Below are 19,329 nucleotides of genomic sequence, written 5' to 3'. Positions count from 1 at the left end.
ACGGGCCGGGCAGGCCACACGTGCCCACCGGTACGCCGCCCCGCACCTCCCCCAGGACGCACCGACCTCACCGGCGCTGGCGAACCTCGCGGCGTACCGCCTCGACCTCCGCCTCGACCTCCGCCTCACCGCCCTCGCCGAGGCGTGGGGTGGGCGCTACACCCGGTACGCCGACGACCTCGCCCTCTCGAACGACGGCGGCTGGGGAGCCGGTACGGCGCGTCTCGTCACCGCCGTCGCCGAGGTCGTGCGGGACGAGGGCTTCCGGCTGAACCCCCTCACGACGGCCGTCATGCGCCGGGGCGAGCGGCAGCACCTCGCCGGCCTGGTGGTCAACGACCGCCCCCGCGTCCGGGACGAGGTCGACCGGTTGCGCGCGATCCTCCACAACTGCCGGGTCCACGGCCCGGCTCGCAGAACCGTGCCGCGGTGCCGGCGTTCGCCGACCACCTCCGCGGGCGCGTCGCGTGGGTGGCCCAGCACGACCCGGCGAGCGGCTGCTCGAGGCGTGGCGCAGCGTGGACTGGGAGCGGTGAGGCCTGCGGGTCGGGCCGCGTGGTCGAGCCGCTCAGCCGAGCGAGGTGGAGCCGGTCGTCACCCCGGACATGGACTCCCCACCGATCACCAGCCACACGCTCACGATCGAGAGCACGAGCGCAACCGCTCCGATGACGATCGCGACGACGGCGGGGACGGGCGTGCGGAGACCGCGGCGACGCGCCCGCACGATCGACCAGGTGCCGAGCACGACGCCGGCGAGCGACCCGAACCCGGCCACCCAGCCGACGGAGCAGGCCAGGGCCACCCAGCCGAGCACCGATGAGGACTGCAGGTCCGGCGGCGTCGGGTTGGCCTGGTCGTCGCGCGGTGTCGTCGTCGTGCTCATCGTGCCCCCTCGTCGTCGCGCCCTCCCTGGATCGCGGCAGGACTGATCATCGCAGCCGGCGACCGCTCCCGTGGTGGATCCAGGGTCGCCGGGCTCACTCGCGGCGGGTGAAGCGGAGCTTGCCGGTGCCGAGGCGTTCGGTGAGATAGAGCGGGTCGTGGATCTGGTGGTGGTGTTGGTCGCAGAGGAGGCAGCCGTCTCTCGTGTTGGTGTGGCCGCCTGCTGACCACGCCTGGAGGTGGTGGGCGTGGCACTGGTGGGGCGGACGGTCGCAGCCCTCCGCGACGCAGCCCCGGTCTCTCGTCGCCATGGCGAGTCGCATTGCTCTGGTGTGGAAGCGCGCGGTGCGGCCGAGGTCGAGGACCTCTGACTTGGTGCCGAGGACGGCGGGGATGAGGCCCGCTTCGCAGGCGAGGCGTCGCGCTTCGCTGGCGCTGATCGTGCCGCCGGTGTCGAGGGAGGCGGAGGTGAGGCCGCCGAGGAGTGACTCGAGGGTCATGGTGACCACGACGGTCGCGCCGGTGCCGCCCCCGTTGGGGAGGTCTTTGTGGTCGAGCGTCTCGAGGAGCTGCTGGAAGGCCTGGCCGTAGCGTTCGGGGGTCGTCCGGTCCCGTTGGAAGCGTCGCTCGGGGTCGTCGGCGGCGTTGAGGTGCTGCGGCGCGGCGTAGGCGTCGAGCGCTTTGCGGAGCATCGCGCCGTGGACCTCGGGGATCACGAACCGTCCCCAGACGCGGCCGAGTCCGTCGGAGACCATGCTGAGCCGCGAGGTGGCGCGGGCTTCTCGCTCCTCGCGCTCCAGCAATGCCGCCTCGTGGGCTTCGCCGACCTCGGGAGCGATGACGGTGAGGATCTTCTTGCCCAGGGCTCGCAGGGCGCGGGCGTCGTGGTCGGCCGCGAAGCCCACCATCGCCTGCTCGGCCTGCAGCCGCAGCTCGGCCGGCAAGTCCTCGGGCAGCGCGTCGAGGGCTTTGACGATCACGTCGGCCTGCTCGGTGTTCACCGTCCCGGCCTCGCACGCGGGCCCTAGATGGGTGGCGTGGCGGCTCGCGGTCGCCTCGCCGATGCGCGCGAACCGGTAGGCGTCGCGCCGTGTGAGCGCGCTCGCGCTCGCAAGCCACACCGCGGCGGTCGAGGCGCCGTTCTCCCGGTGTAGCTCGACCTCCTCGGCGTGGTGCACCAGCACGGCCACCAACGCTGATGCCTGCGCGACGAGGCGGTGCGCGTCGACCAACGCGACCCCGGTCTGCGGTGCGCTCAACCACCCGAGCCCGGTGCGCCCGTCGGCCGAGAGCACGTCCGTCGCCGTCCGGATCGCCTCCAGCAACGGGTGCCCCACGTCGACACCCGGCACCGTCCACCCGGGCTCCGATTCCCTCGGGGGCCCTGGCGCGTCGTACCGCTCCTCGTCGCTCGCGACGATCCGGCACCCCAGCGTCGCCTCGACCGGCCACTCACCCGTGGCGAACGCGTGCTCCAACCAGTCCGGCTCCGGCGCATCGACCAGGAAGTCGGCAGGGGGTTCCGGCACCGGTGGCCCGAAGCCACCGGCGTCCCCAGAAGAGCTGACCCCCGTCATGGCCACCACACAACCCGAGCCCACCGACAGTTCTCGGTGGAACCGAGCCGGGCGCGAGAAGCCTGTGGAGCACTCCGCCTACGCTGCGCGCGTGACGTGCGACGACGCCGACCTGATCTACGACCGGGCCGCCGCCGCGATCGGAGCGGTCGACGACGAGATGCCGTCGCCGTGGTGGCTCGAGGGCGATCGCGCCCTCTGCACCGTGCTCACCTTCCATGGCCTGGTCGACAACGGCGGGCTGCTCAACGCGATCCAGTCTCACCTCGAGGACGACCGCGTCCCCCTTGACCTCGTGATCGCGCGGTTCCGGTTCCTCGAGATGCCCCACGTCGCAGCCGTGCTGCAGGACGCGCGCGACAGCCATGGCGCTCTCGAACCCGACGAGCACGACGCCTTCGAACGGCTAGAGGCGACGGTGGACAGTGCCTACCAGCGGGTGCTGGACGGCGACTCGACACTGATGGGACACCTGGCCCGCTTCGCCGCCGCCCGTCCCGACCTCTTCGCCGATCCGCCCGCCGACCCGCGTCCCGACCCCGACGGGAGGCGCGGCGAGGTGCACTGGGTCGACTCTGCCGACGAGGCGCTCGGCCTCCCGATGGCCGGTGCGGACGAGGGCATCACGGTCCGGGACACCGAGCTCACCCTCCACAGATTCGAGGCCGCACGCCGGATCCTCGCTGCGATGGACGGCTGGGGCGACGGCACACGGTTCGCCGTCACCGAGAGCTGGGCCGACCGCGTGCTGCACCTCTGGCACCCGGACCCGCCCGCCGTCGCCGACCTCGTCACCCGGGCCGACGAGACTTTCGGGATCAGCGTGCGCGTCCACCGGACCTCCCACGACGTCCACGCCCTCATCGAGATCGCCGAGCAACGGGGCCTGTGGAGCGTGCCGGGGACGATCGGAGGCACCGTCCGTCTGGACTCCTCAGGACTCGTCGTGACGATCGGCAGCGACCACGCGGATCCGGGCGACGTGGTCGAGTCGATCGCCCGCCTCGGGCTCGCCGTGCCGGTGTGGGTATACGTGGACGACCTCGGCGGGTGACGTCAAGCTCCCGGCTCAGGCGTCCACGTCGACCGCGGACGGCGAGCTGCGCTGGCCCGCCGCGGCGTACATGACAACTCGACGCCCCCGCCGCGCCGTCCGACCCAACTCGACGCCCCCGCCGCGCCGTCCGACCCAACTCGACGCCCCCGCCGCGCCGTCCGACCCAACTCGACGCACCCGCGCCCCGATCCGCCCCCCTCACCCCGCCGCCGCACCCCGCCCGACGAGCACGGTCGCGCTGCGCGTCGTAGCCGCCGCGATGGCCGCGACGACGACCGGCAGGAGCAGCACCAGGGCGCCGATCAGCAGCCACGGGACCGCGAGCACCGGGCCGGGGAGGCCCGCGGTGCCGTACCCGTAGTAGTCGACCGGCGCCGTCAGCGGGAACGTGACCGCGATGCCCGGCACCAGACCCACGAGGAGGCCGAGGCCTGCACCCACGCCCGTGATGACGAGGGCGTAGGAGGCGGCGATGCGGCGCCGTACCCCCGGGGTGGCCCCCACCGCGCCGAGCGTCGCCAGGTCGCGGGCGGCGTCGTTGATGGCGAGGGTGGTGGCCGTCAGGCTGCCGACGAGCACCAGCAGGAGCGCGACGGTCGCGACCCCGACGAGCACCCAGACCGTCTCGGGCGGGCTCTCGTACCCGGTCTCCTCGTAGACCGTCAGCCCCGGCAGCTCCTCCTCGAGCTGCTCCTGCAGCTCCCGCACTCCCCCCGGTCCGGGCCCGTCGGGCAGCAGGAGCGCCGTCGTCGCCGGCTGCACCTCGGCCGGGGCGCCCGCCGTGACCTCGGCGGCGAGCGCGGTCGGCAGCACCGCGGCGAACCGCGCCGTGGGCCGCTCCGCGCGCACCAGGGTGGCCGGCACCTCCACCGCCACGAGCTCGTCGTTCTCGTCGTCACCGGTCGTCTGCCGGATCCGCCACCGGCTCGCCGTGAGCTGCACCTGCCGCTCCTCGCCCGCGCCGGCGGGGTCCATCACGACGACCAGCGCCCGACCCGCGGCGAGCGCGTGCCGCGCGACGTCGCGGTCGGCCGGGGCGATGCCCGCGTCGAGGTCGGCCGCCCCGAGGTCGTCGGTGACGAGGACCTGGCTGCCGTAGGGCGTCGTCCACGACCCGTAGGACCACCCCTCGCCGTCGCCCAGGATGGTCGCGCTCCAGTCGATCTGCACCTCGTCGTCGGAGCGGGACCCGAGGCCCGTCACCGGCACGGCGCCTGGCGGCACGAGGTCCTCCGCAGCAGCCAGGTCGTCGCCGAGCGGCACCCCCGTGACCGATCGGACGACGGCCTGGCCGAGCGGGAGCTCGGGGCTGTAGGCCTGCGCCTCCTGCGCGGCGTCGCTCGCGCCGCCGATGCCCAGCGCCACGGCACCGGCCACGGTGGCCGCCACGGCCGCGATCGCGGGCACGGTGCGGGAGCGGTGCCGCGCCGAGTCCCGTACGGCGAAGCGCAACGCCAACGGGAGCCGGGACGCCGAGCGGCCCAGCAGGGCGAGCAACGGCGCCACCAGCAGCACGGTCCCGATGACCAGCGGCACGGCGGCGAACGCCACCAGCCGCTCCTCGCGGTCGAGCGCTCCCGCCACGGCAGCCACGACGCCGAGCGCCACCAGGACGGCGCCGACGACGGGCGACCGGTGGCCCGGGCGGTCGTCACCCCGCCGGCCCGCGAGCACCGCGACGACGTCGGTGCGCGACGCCAGCCACGCCGGGACGACGGCAGCCAGCACGGCGCTCACCACCCCGAAGGACGCGACGGCCAGCACCGCTCCCCACGGCACGTCGAAGGGCCCGAGGCGGCCGCCGGACACCTGGCGGTCAACCCACGGCCACTGGGCCGCGGCCTGCTCGAGCCCCCAGGGCACGAGGGCGGCGACCGCGATCCCACCGAGCACCCCGACGACCGCCGCCGCCACGCCGAGCACGACGCCGGAGGCCAGCACGAGCCCGCGCACCTGGCCCGGCGTCGCCCCGCCCGTCACGAGCAGGGCCACCGTGCGGGCCTGCCTCCGCGCGCCGACGGCGAAGGCCGGACCGGCGAGCAGCACGACCTCGAGGAGGACCATGACGACGATGAGCGCGCCCGTGGCGACCACCCCGTCGTCGACGACGTCGTAGGCGAGCTCGGCCTCGACCGCCCCGGCCTCCGCCGGTGGGTCGTCCACCACCGCGCGGGACAGCACGAGGACGCCCTCGGCGTTGAGCTCCTCGACGTCGGCCCAGGTCACCGGGGCGCCGCCGACCAGGTACCGCGACGAGGCGCCCGTCGTGACCTCGAGCCCGAGAGCACCGATCGGACCCGTCACGAACGGCCCCTGGTCGGTGCGGCTCTCCGCGATGCCGACGACCGTGCGGGCGGCGCCGCCCACCTCGATCTCGTCGCCGATGGCGGCACCGCGGCGCGCGAGCGCGGCGCTGACGGCCACCTCGTCCGTCGCCGCGGGCAGACGGCCCTCCCCGGGCTCGACCAGCCCCGCGCCGAGCGGCGTGGTCAGGTCGACCTCGAGCCCGGTCGCGTTCAGGCGGCCGTCGCCGGCCTCGACCTCGACCGATCCCCCGCGCACCTCGAGGACGGGGCGGTCGCCCAGCACGTCCGCCCAGGCCGCCGGGTCCGCGGCGCCCTCGTCGACCCTCGAGAACGTGTCCCCCGATTCCCCGTAGGTCCCCGACGACCAGCCGTCGTCCGGGTCCGCCGCCTGGCGCAGCGGCCCCATCGAGGTGGGCGCCAGGGCGGCCTGTCCCTCGGGCCCCAGCTCCCGGTCGAGCCGCTCCGTCGAGCTGATGTCGCCGGTCGCGAACAGCACCGCGCCCGCCGTCACGACGAGCACCGGGAGGGTCAGCATGACGAGGACGATCGCCGTACGCCCGCGGTGCCGCGCCAGGTCCCGCCGCGCGAGCCGCAGCAGCGGCCGCCAGCCGGTCATCGACGCACCCCGCTGAGCACGACCGTGCCGTCCCCGGCGGCCCCGCCGGCAGCCCCGCCGGCAGCCCCGCCGTCCGCGCCGACCAGCCGTCCGTCGCGCAGGTGGACGATGCGGTCAGCCCAGGCCGCGAGCCGCGGCTCGTGCGTCACCATGACCCCCGCGACCCCCTCGTCGCAGCGTCCGCGGAGCACCTCGAGCACGTCCTCGCCCGACACCGAGTCGAGCGCACCGGTGGGCTCGTCGGCCAGCACGAGCCGGCGCTGACCGACGATCGCGCGGGCGATGGCGACCCGCTGCTGCTGCCCGCCGGACATCTGGTCGGGGTAGCGGTCGGCCACCTGCGGCACCCCGACCTCCTCCAGCGCGAGCAGCGCGTCGGCACGCGCGTCACGCGGGCGTACCCCCGCGAGCTCCCGCGGCAGCGCCACGTTCTCCGCGGCCGTGAGGGCCGGCACCAGGTTGAAGTCCTGGAACACGTAGCCGATCGACGAGCGGCGCCGCAGCGCCCGCGCGGCCGGCGAGGCGGCGGCGAGGTCCTCCCCCTCGACGAGCACCCGGCCCGACGTCGGGGTGTCGAGGCCGCCGGCGATGGTCAGCAGGGTCGACTTGCCGGACCCCGAGGGCCCCATGATCGCGACGAGCTCGCCCGCGGCGACCTCGAGCGTCACGCCGCGCAGCGCGTCGACGCGGGCCGCGCCCTCGCCGTGGGCGCGGTGCACGTCCTCGAGGCGCAGCACGACGGGAGCGGACGGGGTCGGTGACGACGAGGTGCTCATCGGGCGTTCTCCTGCGGCTCGGGGTCGGTGGTCGGAACGGGAGTGGGGTCGGGGCCGGGGGATCCGGTACGCCGGGGTGGTCGCCCCCGGCGCGCCAGGCGGGTCTCGCAGTGGTCGAGCCACCGCACCTCGGCCTCCGCGGCGAAGACCAGCGAGTCGAGGACGAGGCTCCACGCCAGCTCGTCGACCCCCAGCTCCTTGCCGGCCGGGGGCCGCGCCCGCCGCTGGGCGCGGGTGTGCTCCTGGAGCGCCGCGACCGTGGCCTCGCGCTGCCGCTGGATCACCGTGACGACGTCGACGTCGGGGGCGTCGACCGCGAGGGCGAGCTTGATCGCCAGCTCGTCGCGGGGCGGCGTCGCGCGCGGCACCGGGGAGGCGAACCACGCGGCGCTCTCCGCACGACCGCGCTCGGTCAGCGCGTAGAGAACCTGCTGCTCGCCCCCGCCCTCGTCCTGGCGCTCGACGAGCCCGTCACGCTCGAGGCGGGCGAGGGTCGTGTAGACCTGCCCGATGTTGAGCGGCCACGTCGCTCCCGTGCGCGCCTCGAACTCGGCCCGGAGCTGGTAGCCGTACTTCGGGTCCGGATCGAGCAGCGCGAGCAACGCGTTGCGGACCGACATGGGCCCCTCCTCGTTGTAATGGATACCGGGTATGCATATCACGGCTGTGCATACTCGGTATCCATTTCGCGTCGACCGTGTCGGGCTACCCCGAACACCGACCGTCCGGCCGCCCGGCTGCCGCTCGGGACGCGCGATCCCTAGCGTCGTCCGCATGACCGAGACTCGTCCTGTGCCGCCCGTCGACGACCCCGTGCCCGACCTCGGGGACGCGCACGCCACCACCGTCCTGCCCGTCGATCCCGCACCCGCGCCGCACGACGCCCGGCGACGCGGTCCGGGCCGCGTGCTGGCGGAGACGGGGTACGCGCTGACCGCGTTCCCCCTCGGGCTCGTGGGGTTCGTGCTGGTGGTGTCCGGGGTCGCCGTGGGCGGCGGCCTCGCCGTCCTCGTCGTCGGCCTGCCCGTGCTCGCGCTGACGGCGGTGGTGGCGCGGGGGTTCGCCCACCTCGAGCGCACCCGGATGCGCGGGATGCTCGACCGGGAGGCCGCGACGCCGACGTACGCCGCGGCTCGCCCCCGCGACGGCTGGTTCCGTCGCGTCCTCACCCCGCTGCGGGACCCGCAGTCGTGGCTCGACATGGTGTGGGCGGTGCTGGCCCTCGTGACCGGCACGCTCGCGTTCGTCGCGGTCGTCACCACCTGGGCCCTCGTGCTCGGCGGGCTGACCTACTGGTTCTGGCAGCAGTGGCTGCCGGCGAACCCGGACAACCGCTCCCTCGCGGAGCTCCTCGGCCTCGGCGACGGCCGCGGGGCGGAGAGCGTCCTCAACCTGGTCGTGGGTCTCGTCGCCCTGGCCCTGCTGCCCTGGGTCGTGCGGCTCGTCGCGCTGCTCCACGCCGGTCTGGCCGAGGCGCTGCTGTGCAGCCGGGCGAGCCTGCAGGCCGAGGTACGCCGCGCCACCGGTGGCCGCGACGCCGCCCGTGACGCGGAGGCCCGGTCGCTGCGCCGCCTGGAGCGCGACATCCACGACGGGCCACAGCAGCGGCTCGTGCGCCTCGCCATGGACATCGGGCGGGCCCGGCACCAGCTCGAGCAGGACCCGGAGCGGGCGCGGGAGGCGCTGGACGCGGCGTACACGCAGGCGCGGGACGCCATCGACGAGCTGCGCGCCCTGTCGCGCGGCATCGCGCCGCCCCTGCTCGTCGACCGCGGCCTCGGCCCGGCCCTCGAGGAGCTCGTCCACCGTGCCGACGCCGAGGTCGAGCTCCGGATCGACCCCGAGCTGGCCCACGGGCTGGCGCCGCACGTGGAGACCGCGCTCTACTTCGTCGTGGCCGAGGGGATGACCAACGTGGCCAAGCACTCCGGCGCCGCGACGGTGCTGGTGCAGGTCGAGCGGGAGGGGGACACCGTGGCCGCGAACGTCGCCGACGACGGCGTCGGCGGGGCGCACCAGGGCAAGGGCTCCGGCCTCGCCGGGCTCGAGCAGCGGGTGCGCGGCCTCGGCGGACGCCTCCTCCTCTCCTCCCCCGTCGGCGGTCCGACGGTGCTGCGGGCGGAGGTCCCGCTCGATGGGTGACGGGGTGGGTGACGGGGTGGACGGGGGGCTGCGCGTCGTCGTCGCCGACGACTCGGTGCTGCTGCGCGAGGGCCTCCAGCTGATCCTCGCCGACGCGGGGCACACCGTGGTCGCGACGGCGGGCGACGGCCCCGGCCTCGTGGCCGCCGTCGCCGCGCACGCGCCCGACCTTGCCCTCGTCGACGTGCGGATGCCGCCCCGCCACACCGACGAGGGCCTGCGCGCCGCCGTCGAGATCCGCCGGGCGCGGCCGGGGGCACGGATCCTGGTGCTGAGCCAGTACGTCGAGGTGTCCTACGCCGACGAGCTCCTCGCCTCGGGCGAGGGCGGGGTCGGCTACCTGCTCAAGGACCGCGTCAGCGAGCTCGGCTCGTTCCTCGACGCCGTCGCGACCGTCGCCGCCGGTGGGACGGTGCTCGACCCGCTCGTCGTCGCGCAGCTCATGCGGCGGCGGCGGGACCCGCTCGAGGCCCTGACGCCCCGCGAGCGCGAGGTGCTCGCCGCGATGGCCGAGGGGCTCTCCAACGCGGCGATCGCCGCCCGGCTCAGCGTCACCGAGGGCGGCGTGGAGAAGCACACACAGCGCATCTTCGCCAAGCTCGACCTCCACGCCGACGACGCCCAGCACCGCCGGGTCAAGGCCGTGCTGGCGTTCCTGCGGTAGGGGCCATACTGGCCGGGTGACCGACCCCGCCGCCTGGCTGCTCTCGCCGGCCGACCGCGGCAACCCGGCGACGCGCATCGACGCCGCCGACGTGCCCGGTGAGCCCGACCGTTCCTGGACGACCGGCAACCGCGTGCTCGCCCACATCGACGGCGCGTCCTACTTCGAGGCGCTCCACCGGGTCGTCGAGGAGACGGGCCCGGGCGACCTCGTCTGGTTCACCGACTGGATGGGCGACGGGAACCTCCGCCTCACCGGCGAGCCCGGCAGCGAGGTCGTCGAGGTCCTCGGCCGGGCGCTCGCGCGGGGCGTCGACGTGCGCGGCCTGGTGTGGCGGTCCCACACCGACCAGGCGGGGTTCTTCGCACCCGCCAACCGGCACCTCGGCGAGCAGCTCGGCCGCCGCGGCGCCGAGGTGTCCCTCGACATGCGGGTGCGGCCCGGCGGCTCCCACCACCAGAAGTTCGTCGTGGTGCGGCACGCCGACGACCCGGCCCGCGACGTCGCCTTCGTCGGCGGCATCGACCTCGCGCGCAACCGCCGCGACGACCAGCACCACGCGGGCGACCCGCAGGCGCGGCGCCTGACGAAGGAGTACGGCGCGCACGCCCCCTGGCACGACGTGCAGCTCGAGCTGCGCGGGCCCGTGGTCCGGGACGTGGAGACGACCTTCCGCGAGCGGTGGGAGGACCCGGCGCCGCTGACCCTCGCCCCGTGGCGCCGGGTCGCCGACGCGCTGCGCCGGGTGGAGACGAACCCGTCGGCGCTGCCGCCGCAGGCCGCCGCGCCGCCGCCCGCGGGCGACTCCACCGTGCAGCTGCTGCGCACCTACCCCCACCTCGGTCCGGGCCGGGGCTACGACTTCGCGCCCGAGGGCGAGCGCAGCGTGGCGCGGGGCTACTCGCGGGCGATCGCGCGGGCGCGGGAGCTCGTCTACATCGAGGACCAGTTCTTCTGGAGCCACGACACCGAGCACAACCTGCCGGGACGGCGCCGGAGCTCCACCAACGAGCCGCACGGCAACGACGTCGTCGCCGCCCTCGAGCAGCAGCTCGAGGCCGAGCCCGGCCTGCGCGTCGTCATCGTCGTGCCGCGCCACCCCGACCAGGACGGCATCAACCGCCAGGCGCAGCTGCTGGCGCGGCACCGCGCCCTCGAGCGGCTCGTGCGGGTCGCGCCGGGGCGGGTCGCGGCGTACTGCCTCGAGAACACCGCCGGCACCCCCGTCTACGTGCACGCGAAGATCTGCATCGTCGACGACACGTGGGCGACGACGGGGTCCGACAACTTCAACCGCCGCTCCTGGACCCACGACTCCGAGCTCACCGCCGCCGTGCTCGACCCGGTGCACGCGCGCACCCTGCGGATGCGGCTGGCCGCCGAGCACCTCGGTCGCCTCGCTCCCGACGAGGGCGTCGGGCCCGACGGCGCCGACGTCGGCGAGCTCGACCGCGTCGCCGACTGCAAGACCGCCGACGGGATGGTCGAGCAGTTCTCGCTGGCGGCGACGCACCTCGACGACTGGTACGCCGCGGGTCGCGTCGGCGAGCGACCCCCCGGCCAGCTGCGCCGCCTGCCGCGGGCCGAACCACCGGCGGCCCTGCGCCCCCTCGCCCGGCTGCTGCTGGCGACGGTGCACGACCCCGACGGCCGTCCGGCGCACCTGCGCGCGACCGAGTCGTACTGACCGCCGGACGTCACCAGAAGGTCGGCGTCAGCCCCCAGCGGCCGTAGACCGCGGCGAGGTCCTCCCGGAGCTCCTCGACGTCGGGCCAGCAGTCGGGGTCGAGGCCCAGCACCGCGTGCGTCGAGGTGGCGCCGTGCTCCGCCCACCACGACGAGACCCCGCCCCGGCGGGTCCGGAGCAGGTCGGCCGTCACGCCCTGGGTCGACGACCGCATGAGCACGGCGTCGGCGGGCTCACCGAACGGGGCTCGGAACCCCGGGTGGAGGCGCCCGAGGTTGGAGCACAGGCACAGCGGTGCGGCCGAACGCGCCGCGGCCCGGGCCACCAGCGCGTCGGGCAGCACCTGGAGGAGCGGCTCGAGCGTCGCGGACGAACCGGCCGCCGGATCGTCCGCCAGCGCCGCGAAGGCCGACTTCGCCCGTGCCCTGACGACGGCCAGGTCGTCGACCCGGCCCTCGTCGCGTGTGGTGTCGACGACGATCGAGACCCCGGTGGTCGCGTTGGAGCGCAGGTCGTCGGGTCCGCGGGTGTCGACCGGCAGCGAGACCTTGAGGGACCTCCCCGGCGGCACCCGACCCGCCCGCACCAGCAGCTCGCCGGAGAGCGCGACCAGCAGCGAGTTGGCGGTGCCGCCCGCTGCGCGGGCCGCGGCGTGCCAGGCGTCGCTGGGCACGCCCGCCACGACCGTGGGGGGCCGGAACGGCGTGGCCCCGGTCCCGCCGGGCACCGGCGACGGCGGCGGCCGGCTGGTCGAGGACACGACGCCCTCCGCCGGTGTGGGACGCGGCGCGCGTACGGCGGCCCGCAGGCCGCGCACGACCCTGCGGCCGTGGTGCAGCGCGTCACGGAGGTCGTCGCGGCGGCCCACGGCGACCGGACCGGTGGCGTCGGTGGGCACGCGCCGCCCGCTGCGACCCTCGGCCGCCTCGACCACGGCCCGCACGTGCGCCCCGCCGTCGCAGACCACGTGCGAGGTGACGAGGGAGAGCAGGCCCTCGCCGGCGGTCGTGACCGCTGCGGCCAGGCTCCACGTGGGCCCGCGTTCGGGATCGAGCGTCACCTCGGCCGCCGCTTCGGCCCAGGTCATCAGGTCGGCAGGGGGGAGGTCGACGGTGACGACGGGGACCGGCGGAGCGACCCCGGGCACCCAGCGGGCGCGCGCCCCGGGCACGCGCGGCGGGACGAGCACCCGGGTCAGGCGACCCGCCGCCAGCCGCCCGTGCAGCTCGGTGAGGTCCTCCTCCGATACCGGTCCCGCGAACCGCCACACGCTCTGGTTGACGACCGAGATGCCCAGCACGCTGCGCGAGCGTCGGAAGAGGTCGTCGTCGAACGTCAGTCGGTCGGCCCGCACCGCGTCCCGCGGCAGCGGGACCCTCACCGGCGGTCCTGGCGGACGTAGGCGCGCACGGTCAGCGGCGCTGCGAGCGCCACCACCACCGCCGCGCCCAGCAGCGAGTGGCCGACCGCGCCCGCCGCCGCGTCGCCGGCGGCCAGCGCGCGCACCGCGTCGACGACCAGGCTGATCGGGTTGACCTCGGCGACCGACCGCATCCAACCGGGCATCGTCTCCACCGGCACGAGCGCGTTCGACATGAACGTCATCGGCATCAGCACGAGCATGGAGGCGCCCTGCACCGCCTGGGCGGAGCGCATCACCGCCCCGACGTACGCGAAGACCCAGCTCAGCGCGAACGCGCAGAGGACCGCGAGCAGGCAGCCGGCGACCAGCCCGGGCCAGCTCGGGGGTCGGTAGCCCATCACCACGCCGACGGCCACGGTGACCGAGACCGCCACCACGTAGCGGACCACGTCCGCCAGGAGGGAGCCGGCGAGCGGCGCGATCCGGGCCAGCGGCATGCTGCGGAAGCGGTCGAACACGCCGCTGTCCAGGTCGTCGCGCAGCTGGACGCCGGTGACGACCGACGCGGTGACGGCGATCTGCACGAGCACGCCCGTGACGAGGTGGGGCAGGTAGGCCTCGGTGCTGCCGGCGACCGCGCCGCCGAACACGCCGGCGAAGAGCACCGTCAGGATGACGGGGAGCGCGATGACGTCGAACAGGCGCTGGGGGTCGTGGCGCACCCGGAGCACGCCCCGCCCCGCCAGGGTCAGGGACTGGGCGACCGCGGTCACGACGCCACCTCCACCGGCGCCGCCTCCACCGGCGCCGGGTGCGCCCGTCCCGTCAGCGCGAGGAACACGTCGTCGAGGGCGGGTGGCCGCACCCCCACCTCGATCACCTCGACACCGGCCTCGCGCAGGCCGGTCACCACCGGCGGCAGCACCGACTCGTCGAGCACCGGCACGCTCAGTCCGCAACCGACGTCGTGGAGGGTCGGGGCCACCCCGACCACCCGCTCGACGAGGCCGCAGGCGGTCGCGAGGCTCCCGGGGTGCCGCACCACCAGGTGGAGCGAGAGCCCGCCGACGGAACGCTTGAGCACCGCCGGGGTGTCGTCGGCAACCACCCGGCCGTGGTCGACGACGCTGATCCGACCGGCGAGGGTGTCGGCCTCCTCGAGGTACTGCGTCGTGAGCAGCACCGTCGTGCCACCCGCCACCAGGTCGCGGACGGTAGCCCACATCTGGAGGCGCGTGCGCGGGTCGAGACCCGTGGTCGGCTCGTCGAGGAAGAGCAGCCGGGGCTGCACGACGATGCTGGCGGCGATGTCGAGCCGCCGGCGCATGCCCCCGGAGAACGTCCGCACCTGGCGGTCCGCCGCCGCCGTCAGGTCGAAGCGCTCGAGCAGCTCGGCGGCGCGCTCACGCGCCGCCCGGCGTCGGGCGCCGAGCAACCGCCCCACCACCATGAGGTTCTGGCGCGCCGTGAGGAGCTCGTCGACGGAGGCGTACTGCCCGGTGAGGCCCACCAGCGACCGCACCCGGGCGGCATCGCGGGTGACGTCGTGCCCGAGCACCCGGGCGGTGCCCCCGTCGGGTCGCACCAACGTGGTGAGGACCCGCACGAGGGTGGTCTTGCCCGCCCCGTTGGGGCCGAGCACGGCGTGCACGCCGCCCGCCGGTACGACGAGGTCGAGCCCGTCGAGGGCACGACGCTCGCCGTACTGCTTGACCAGCCCGGCCACCTCGATCGCCGGCGCGTCGTGCGGGGGCCCGCTCATGCCACCCACCGCCCCTCCGCAGCGGGCACCCACTGCCGCAGCTCGGCCTCGAGGTGTCCCCGCAGGGCCGACACGTCGGGCACCCGCAACGGGTCGAGGGCCACGACCGCCACGGTCGTGGTGGTCCCGACGTCGGTGGCCCAGGCCAGCAGACCGCCGCCGGTCGCGGCGGCGTCCGCCGCCGACAGCCCCGGTTGGTGCGCCAGCGCCGTCATCGCGACCGCCGGTACGCCGCCGATCGACGCCACCTCCGCCGGGGGCGCGCCCAGGTTGGAGGCCAGCACCGCCGCCGCCGGCGGGGGTGGCAGGAACCGCAGCAGCCGGTCCGGCGCCATCTGGACGAGGGCCAGCGGCACCGGCTCGCGGGAGGCGGGCACCGCCTCGTAGGCCGACCGGCACGCCGCCCGGACGCCGCCGAGGTCGCGGTGCTCCAGCAGTGCCGGGTCGACCTGGACGCGGGCGATCCGGGTCGCGTTGGCGCGCGGGTCGTCGGGCGTCCGGGTGCTCACCGGCAGGGCGACCGGGACGGGCTCGTGGGGCCCGACGCGGCCGGTGCGGTGGACCAGGCCGGCGGCGACGGCGACGAACCAGGCGTTCTGGCTGCCCCCGTGGGCGCGGGCGGCGTGGGCGACCTCCGCGCTCGGCAGCTCGACGGTGCACCACGGCGGCGCCCAGTCGTCGGGCAGGTCGACGCGCGCGGGCCTGGCGGTCGTCGACGACGCCGACGACGCAGGGGCGGCGGGCGCGGCAGCGGCTCGTCGCCCTCCGCGGACGCGCGCCACTGCTCCGTCGAGCACCCAGCGCCCGACCGCGCCGACCTGGCCACCCGCGTCCCGCAGGTCGCGCACCAGCAGCGGGAGGTCGCCGGGCGGGGGCAACCGCCGGGGGGTGCCGGCCCGCGAGGCGCGGGCCATCGCGTCGAGGAGGGCGCCGCCGTCGGCCACCGCGTGCGACACGGTCAGCGAGACGAGCCGTCCGCCGTCGGCGAGCGGGGCCGTGGCGAGCCGCCAGGCCGGGCCGGCGGCGGGATCGTGGGGCAGCGCGGCGCGCGCCTCGATCCACGTCCGGACCGCCGCGTCGGCCGCCAGGGGCTCCGGGTGGTGGTCCACCGCGTGGCGCTCCTCGTGGGGCACCCACCGGCGCCGCGCGCCCGGCACGACGGCGGGCACCGCACGACGGGCGAGACCCCCGCGGGCCAGCTCCGCGGCGTACGCATCGAGCGCACCCTCCGGGAGCCGTGCGGCGAAGCGCCACACGAACTGGTTGACGACCGGTGCCCCGAGACCGCGGTGACGGCGGAGGAAGAGGTCGTCCGCGAAAGCGAGCCGCAGCTCCCCGGATGCCTGCACCTCCACGAGTCAACTCACCCCCGCGGACCGATGTCCAGCCTTTCGGGATGTGGTCCACCTAACAGCCTGCGGACCTCGCCACCACCCGTCGGAGGGGGTTTTCATGGCCGGGTCTGGGCACTCAGGGAGGTGTTCCCAGGCACCACCCCACCGTTCCGTCTGCTGACTCGGGAGCAAGCCGATGGAGTACACAGAGCTGTCCGCCTACCCTCTGCCCGCCGGCACCACGACCTGCTGGACACCCCGCGCGGGCGTCGGTTCGTGGGCCCCTGATCCGCGCGAGCTGTCCTACGACCACGAGGCCCACCTGGCGTGCGCCGGCGCGGGCTCGTGGATCGGCTCGGTCCTGCGGATGCCGTTCCGGTACGACGCCGGGGCGTTGCGGCGCACGCTGCGGGCCTGGACCGTGCGCCACGAGGTGCTGCGGACGTCGGTCGAGCCGGTGCACGACGCGAGCGGCCGCCGTACGTCGTGGTCCCGTGTCACCTGCCCGCCCGACGCCGTGGACGTCGACCGCTCGGCCCCGGTGTCCGGCACCGCCGACGAGGCCCGCGCGACGGTGCTCGCCGCGTTCGAGCAGATCGGCCCGCAGCGGTGGCCCCACGTGCTGTTCGCCTCGATCGAGCCCGAGCCCGAGCCCGGCGCGGCCGGCCCCGACGACGCGCCGGGCTTCACGCTGCTGTTCGGCGCCGACCACAGCGTCATGGACGCCTACTCCCAGCTGCTGTGGTTCGACGAGGTCACCGCGCTCTACGAGCGGGCGTTGGCGGGGGACAGCGACCGCGAGCTCGCGGCGCTCGACGTCGGCAGCCACGTCGACTTCGCCGCCTTCGACCGACGCCTCGGCATGCTCGTCAGCGCGGAGGACCAGGCCGTCACGGCCTGGCGCGGGTTCCTCGGGCCGGAGCTCACGTTCCCGGCGTACCCCGACCCGGCTCTCGCCCGCCGCCCCGGGGACGCCCCGGACGGCGCGGTCCAGCACTCCTCCTCCACCTGGGTGCTCGACGCGGAGCGCACGCGCGCGGTCGACGCGCTCTGCCGCGCGCAGGGCACGGGCCTGCAGTCGGCCGTGCTGGGCCTGCTCGCCGGCGCCGTGCGCCGTCGCACCGGCGCGACGAGCACCGCGTTCGTGCTCCCGCTGCACACCCGCCACGAACCGCGGTACGCCGGGTCGGTGGGCTGGTACGTGGGCCTGTGCCCCGTGCGGATCGACGTGGCCGACCACGCCACCACCGCCGACCTCGTCGCGGCGGCGCACACCGCCGTGCGGGCGAGCAAGCACCTGGCGAGCCGGCCGTTCGCGCGGGTCGCGCAGCTGCTGGGGGTCCGGGACGCGCCACGGTTCGTCGTCTCCTACGTCGACGTCCGCCGCGTGCCGGGCGCGGACCGCTGGGACGAGTGGCAGGCACGGACCCTCCGCAGCGCGGTGCCCGACGGGGACGAGGTCTACCTCTGGGTCATCCGCTCCGAGCACGGCCTCAACGTCTCGGCCCGCTGCCCCGCGGGCGCCGTGCCGGCCGCGCGCTTGGCCGACCTCGTGGCCTGCCTGGGCGACCTGCTGGACGAGGCGGCGGGCGGCGCGGGCTCCGCGCTGGTCGGTGCGACGGTGACCGCCTGATGCGCCTCGAGCCGATGTCCTCGTGGCGGCTGCGCCCCGGCCGGGTCTGGCACCTGGAGGTCGCCGGGGCCACCCGCCGGGCAGCAGCTGCAGCTCCGGTGTCCCCGGGCGGGCCGTCGTTCCTGCAGGCCGACCACCTGGCGGCGTACGCACGGCTGCGCGCCGACGGGGGCACCCACCGCGCGTGGACCGGAGGGGCCTGCCGCCTCGCCGGGCCCGTCGACACCGACGCCCTCGCGCGCGCCGTGGCTGGCTTCCTCGCCCAGCACGAGGGACAGCGCACGACGTTCGACCTCCGCCCCGGTGACGCGCCGGTGCGTCGGCTCGTGCCGGACGACCTCGTGCGGCGACCGGGTGCCCTCACCCTCGAGCCCGTCACGGTGCCGCCGGACCTGGCCCGTGCCGATGCCGACCCCGGGGCCTTCACCGCGTGGGTGCACGAGACCACGACGGCGCACTTCTCGGAGGTCTGCACGCCCGACGACTGGCCGGGTCTCGGCATGGTGGTGGTCGAGCAGCCCGCGGGGGCGGACGTGTTCTGGGGCTGCGACCACGCCTTCACCGACGCCTGGTCGCAGCTGCTCCTGGCCGGTGAGCTCGGGGCGCGCTACGCCGCCGAGCGCGGCGACAGCGCGGCCGTGGCCGACGTCGATCTCCCCGGCCCCACCGAGGCCGGGGGGTTCGTCGCGTACGCCGCCGACGAGCGCGCGAGGGCCGCGGCGTACGGGCCCGACGCACCCGAGGTCGCGGTCTGGAGGGAGGCCCTGACGACCGCTGGCGGCATGCCCTCGTTCCCCCTGCCCCTGGGCCTGGACCCGGGCGAGTCCGCGCCCGTCGAGCTGGTCGGGCGCGAGCTCGTGCGGGGCGCCGACCGCCTCGCCGCGCTCGACGCCGGCGCCCGCGAGCTGGGTGCGCGCGTCCCGAGCGCCCTCGTCGGGGCGTGCGCCGCAGCCGAGCTCCGGCTGGCGGGTCGGGAGCGGTACGTGGGTCTCACCGTGCTCGGCACCCGTGACGGCGGACCCCACAGCCGCGCACAGGGGTGGTTCTGCAACTTCGCCCCGCTGCGGCTCGACCTGGGCGCCGCGACGACGTACCGGACGCTGTTCCCGGCGGCCGAGGCGACGTTCCGCCGTGCGCGGGAGGTGGCGAGGATGCCGGTCCACGTGGCGCTCGGGGCCCTGGTCGCCGACGGCACCCTCGACCCGGCGACGCTCGGGAGCCCGCAGCTGATGTCCTACCTGGACCTGCGGTGGCTGCCCGCGGCCGGCGCGACGGCGGGCGCCGCCGCGGCCGCCGCCCACCGCTCCGGGTTCCACTTCACGGGCATGGGGCGCACGCGCAACGCCTCGATGTGGTTCAACCGCGACCACGAGCGGCTCTACGTGTTCGCCCAGGTGCCCGCGACCACCGAGGCGCGGGCGAGCATCGAGCGCTACCTCGACGCAGTGACCGCCGTGCTCGACGACGTCCTGGCGGGCCGCGGGGCCGACGAGCCCCTCGGCGTCACCGCCTGACCGGTGTCGGCCG

At 76.0% G+C, this 19,329-nt stretch carries 16 protein-coding genes; 6 read left to right on the top strand and 10 right to left on the bottom strand.

Annotated features, from left to right (window positions below):
- Positions 1–67: 67 nt before the first annotated feature.
- From QE405_RS18920 to QE405_RS18910, 3 genes are all read right to left on the bottom strand, one after another.
- Complete coding sequence (locus QE405_RS18920; RefSeq protein WP_307204166.1) at positions 68–316, bottom strand: hypothetical protein; 249 nt, start codon at positions 314–316, stop codon at positions 68–70.
- Positions 317–568: 252 nt separating this feature from the next.
- Entirely contained in the window at positions 569–886 is a 318-nt protein-coding gene (locus QE405_RS18915; RefSeq protein ID WP_307204165.1) for a DUF4190 domain-containing protein, read from the bottom strand.
- A gap of 94 nt (positions 887–980) precedes the next feature.
- Complete coding sequence (locus tag QE405_RS18910; RefSeq protein ID WP_307204164.1) at positions 981–2,462, bottom strand: HNH endonuclease signature motif containing protein; 1,482 nt, start codon at positions 2,460–2,462, stop codon at positions 981–983.
- 91 nt (positions 2,463–2,553) lie between these two features.
- Here QE405_RS18910 and QE405_RS18905 point away from each other — a divergent pair, with 91 nt between their 5' ends.
- Positions 2,554–3,516: a hypothetical protein gene (locus tag QE405_RS18905; protein ID WP_307204163.1), complete on the top strand. Its 963-nt coding sequence runs from the start codon at positions 2,554–2,556 to the stop codon at positions 3,514–3,516.
- Between the two features lie 201 nt (positions 3,517–3,717).
- Here the strand turns inward: QE405_RS18905 and QE405_RS18900 are convergent, their stop codons facing one another.
- Genes QE405_RS18900 through QE405_RS18890 form a run of 3 tightly spaced genes read right to left on the bottom strand, consistent with a single transcriptional unit; the run spans position 3,718 to position 7,837 of the window.
- A complete protein-coding gene (locus QE405_RS18900; protein ID WP_307204162.1) occupies positions 3,718–6,441 on the bottom strand; it encodes an FtsX-like permease family protein in 2,724 nt (907 codons plus the stop codon).
- The gene (locus QE405_RS18895) at positions 6,438–7,217 is read right to left on the bottom strand and encodes an ABC transporter ATP-binding protein (protein WP_307204161.1); all 780 of its coding nucleotides are present in this window, start codon (positions 7,215–7,217) and stop codon (positions 6,438–6,440) included. The genes QE405_RS18900 and QE405_RS18895 overlap by 4 nt, the downstream gene beginning before the upstream one ends.
- The gene (locus QE405_RS18890) at positions 7,214–7,837 is read right to left on the bottom strand and encodes a PadR family transcriptional regulator (RefSeq protein WP_307204159.1); all 624 of its coding nucleotides are present in this window, start codon (positions 7,835–7,837) and stop codon (positions 7,214–7,216) included. Before QE405_RS18890 ends, QE405_RS18895 begins: the two co-directional genes overlap by 4 nt.
- A 154-nt stretch (positions 7,838–7,991) precedes the next feature.
- On the opposite strand from QE405_RS18890, the gene QE405_RS18885 reads away from it, so the two are divergent.
- The 3 genes from QE405_RS18885 to QE405_RS18875 are packed head-to-tail and all read left to right on the top strand — an operon-like array spanning position 7,992 to position 11,710.
- On the top strand, positions 7,992–9,359 hold the full coding sequence (locus tag QE405_RS18885; protein WP_307204157.1) for a sensor histidine kinase: 1,368 nt from the start codon (positions 7,992–7,994) through the stop codon (positions 9,357–9,359).
- Positions 9,352–10,023: a response regulator gene (locus tag QE405_RS18880; protein WP_444939691.1), complete on the top strand. Its 672-nt coding sequence runs from the start codon at positions 9,352–9,354 to the stop codon at positions 10,021–10,023. Before QE405_RS18885 ends, QE405_RS18880 begins: the two co-directional genes overlap by 8 nt.
- 16 nt (positions 10,024–10,039) lie before the next feature.
- The gene (locus tag QE405_RS18875) at positions 10,040–11,710 is read left to right on the top strand and encodes a phospholipase D family protein (protein ID WP_307204155.1); all 1,671 of its coding nucleotides are present in this window, start codon (positions 10,040–10,042) and stop codon (positions 11,708–11,710) included.
- Between the two features lie 10 nt (positions 11,711–11,720).
- Here the strand turns inward: QE405_RS18875 and QE405_RS18870 are convergent, their stop codons facing one another.
- From QE405_RS18870 to QE405_RS18855, 4 genes are read right to left on the bottom strand one after another with little or no spacing between them, the layout of a single operon-like run.
- A complete protein-coding gene (locus QE405_RS18870; RefSeq protein WP_307204153.1) occupies positions 11,721–13,091 on the bottom strand; it encodes a hypothetical protein in 1,371 nt (456 codons plus the stop codon).
- Positions 13,088–13,846, bottom strand: coding sequence for an ABC transporter permease (locus QE405_RS18865; protein ID WP_307204151.1), 759 nt, complete (start codon positions 13,844–13,846; stop codon positions 13,088–13,090). The genes QE405_RS18870 and QE405_RS18865 overlap by 4 nt, the downstream gene beginning before the upstream one ends.
- Entirely contained in the window at positions 13,843–14,835 is a 993-nt protein-coding gene (locus QE405_RS18860; RefSeq protein ID WP_307204150.1) for an ATP-binding cassette domain-containing protein, read from the bottom strand. The genes QE405_RS18865 and QE405_RS18860 overlap by 4 nt, the downstream gene beginning before the upstream one ends.
- Entirely contained in the window at positions 14,832–16,184 is a 1,353-nt protein-coding gene (locus QE405_RS18855; protein WP_307204149.1) for a hypothetical protein, read from the bottom strand. The genes QE405_RS18860 and QE405_RS18855 overlap by 4 nt, the downstream gene beginning before the upstream one ends.
- 181 nt (positions 16,185–16,365) lie before the next feature.
- Here QE405_RS18855 and QE405_RS18850 point away from each other — a divergent pair, with 181 nt between their 5' ends.
- Both QE405_RS18850 and QE405_RS18845 read left to right on the top strand, forming a co-directional pair.
- On the top strand, positions 16,366–17,802 hold the full coding sequence (locus QE405_RS18850) for a condensation domain-containing protein (protein ID WP_307204148.1): 1,437 nt from the start codon (positions 16,366–16,368) through the stop codon (positions 17,800–17,802).
- On the top strand, positions 17,802–19,316 hold the full coding sequence (locus QE405_RS18845; RefSeq protein ID WP_307204147.1) for a hypothetical protein: 1,515 nt from the start codon (positions 17,802–17,804) through the stop codon (positions 19,314–19,316). The genes QE405_RS18850 and QE405_RS18845 overlap by 1 nt, the downstream gene beginning before the upstream one ends.
- Positions 19,317–19,329 lie beyond the last annotated feature (13 nt).

Origin of the sequence: Nocardioides zeae (assembly GCF_030818655.1) — a bacterium.
Taxonomy (GTDB): domain Bacteria; phylum Actinomycetota; class Actinomycetes; order Propionibacteriales; family Nocardioidaceae; genus Nocardioides; species Nocardioides zeae_A.
Note: the sequence above shows the minus strand (reverse complement) of the source record. Positions and strands in the feature narration are given on the sequence as shown.